Source organism: Pseudoalteromonas sp. (genome assembly GCF_041613455.1).
GTDB lineage: Bacteria > Pseudomonadota > Gammaproteobacteria > Enterobacterales > Alteromonadaceae > Pseudoalteromonas.
This window is the reverse complement of the sequence record NZ_JBFJHD010000336.1, coordinates 1-1,970: the sequence shown is the minus strand read 5'-3', so window position 1 is coordinate 1,970 and position 1,970 is coordinate 1. Positions and strand designations below refer to the sequence as shown.

The 1,970-nt window shown below is 43.1% G+C and carries 2 protein-coding genes and 2 pseudogenes; all 4 read right to left on the bottom strand.

Features of this window, described 5'->3' with window-relative positions:
• A pseudogene (locus ABYB02_RS16795) lies at positions 1 to 296 on the bottom strand (peptidase M28); the annotation flags it as partial.
• Positions 297 to 519: 223 nt separating this feature from the next.
• The gene (locus ABYB02_RS16790; RefSeq protein ID WP_372763507.1) at positions 520 to 759 is read right to left on the bottom strand and encodes an RNA recognition motif domain-containing protein; all 240 of its coding nucleotides are present in this window, start codon (positions 757 to 759) and stop codon (positions 520 to 522) included.
• A 176-nt stretch (positions 760 to 935) separates the two neighbouring features.
• Entirely contained in the window at positions 936 to 1,901 is a 966-nt protein-coding gene (gene lipA, locus ABYB02_RS16785) for a lipoyl synthase (RefSeq protein WP_372763506.1), read from the bottom strand.
• Positions 1,898 to 1,970, bottom strand: a pseudogene (locus tag ABYB02_RS16780) (octanoyltransferase); the annotation flags it as partial. The gene lipA and the pseudogene ABYB02_RS16780, both read right to left, overlap by 4 nt.

Below are 1,970 nucleotides of genomic sequence, written 5' to 3'. Positions count from 1 at the left end.
GTTTGATCAGCCGTTACCTTTGCCATGGTTACAGGTTGTAAAAACTTACCTTGGTAAGCACCCGTTAAACCAGCAGCTTGGTACTGTTTTGCTAAATAGTTAATCGTTTTTACTTCGCCCACGGTAAGGGGGCCACGACCTGCAAACTCGTCAGAGGCAAGTGTTTTAATATGCTGCTTAACATGGTTAATATCCACATTAGTCGAGTTTGAAAGTTTTGTGGTGTCTGCAGCTTGCTCAAAGCAGCCGGTTAACGCTAACAGTAAAAAAAGGGGGGTGGCTTTTAAAATTGACATAATTATTAGGGTTGGATAATACATAACACAGACTATATACAGGGCGTGTGAATGTGTCCATTAGCTTGCGCGAGTTATAGACTTAAGTGTTATAGCAATTAGTCTAAGGCGAGCTGATCTATGTCGGTAAAGTAAATAATTGTTTTAAATAGGGGCTTAATAAGTGCGCCTTAATAAAACAGCGAACTGTGATATCAAGGGCAATCTGGGGCGCAACAACTAGTTAGGCGTCGGCCAGCTTTACGCGTATTTTGCTTTTATCAACACTGGTTTGGTTAAGCGCGTTAATGGCGGCTTTCACTTCAATGTCGTTTGGCATTTCAACAAAGGCAAAGCCTTTAGATTGCCCTGTTTCTTTATCAAGCACTAAGTTACAGCTAGTCACTTTGCCGTGCGCTGTAAATAATGTACGAAGGTCGTGCTCTGTAGTGGCACGCGATAAGTTACGAACTAATAATTTCATATTTAACCATGTTTAAAAATAACGCAGTGATTATCTCAAGTAAACGGACTTTGACCTAATGTTTAATGACAATCAGTAAAAATAATTCTCTACAGCTAAGCAATCAGTTATTAACCACAATAAAAAAGCCGCTAGCTTAGTAAAGCGAGCGGCTTATTGATATCGGGTAAAGGTAATTATTTTACTTCTTTGCCTGCCGCTTGTTGATCGGCATGGTAGCTCGAGCGAACAAATGGCCCAGACGCGGCATGGGTAAAGCCAATTTCATCTGCGTACTCTTTTAGTGCATCAAACTCAGCCGGTGGCACGTAACGTTTAACCGGTAAGTGATGCTTAGACGGTTGTAGGTATTGGCCTACGGTTAACATATCCACGTTATGGGCACGTAAATCGCGCAGTACTTCTTCGATTTCGCTAATTTCTTCACCTAAACCAACCATTAGGCCCGATTTAGTTTTAACTTCTGGGTGCGCTTCTTTAAAGCGACGCAGCAGTTCAAGTGACCATTTGTAGTCAGCACCCGGGCGCGCAAGCTTGTATAAACGCGGCGCAGTTTCTAGGTTATGGTTAAACACATCGGGCGGCGTTTCAATGAGTATTTCAAGGGCACGGTCCATACGACCACGAAAATCAGGCACTAAAATTTCTATAGTGATGTCAGGATTGTGCTTACGAATTTCGCGAATACAGTCGGCAAAGTGCTGTGCGCCACCATCACGTAAATCATCACGGTCTACAGAGGTAATAACCACATAGCTTAACTTCATGTCTTTAATTGTCAGCGCGAGCTTTTCCGGCTCAGCGGCATCAGGCTTTAACGGACGACCATGGGCAACATCACAAAATGGGCAACGACGTGTACAAATAGCACCTAAAATCATGAAGGTGGCCGTACCGTGGTTAAAACACTCGGTTAGGTTAGGGCATGATGCCTCTTCGCATACCGAGTGCAGGCCGTGCTTACGCATAGCTTGCTTGATGCCATCGATACGCTCGGTTGATTTAGGTAAGCGAATTTTTAGCCACTCTGGCTTACGCAACATTTCGGTTTTTTCTGTTGGTAAAACTTTAACGGGGATCAACGCCATTTTTTCGGCATCGCGTAGTTTTACACCTGGTTCCATTTTGACTGGTTTATTCATTCGTTTTCAAACCCTTCAGTATGCTTAACCTGTGTTGCATTAAGCTTTTTAATCATGTGTTTTACCAGC

What these genes read in the sequence shown, in the direction of transcription:
- lipA (WP_372763506.1), bottom strand. Translation starts at nt 1,901, where the DNA reads ATGAATAAACCAGTCAAAATGGAACCAGGTGTAAAACTACGCGATGCC.
- ABYB02_RS16790 (WP_372763507.1), bottom strand. Translation starts at nt 759, where the DNA reads ATGAAATTATTAGTTCGTAACTTATCGCGTGCCACTACAGAGCACGAC.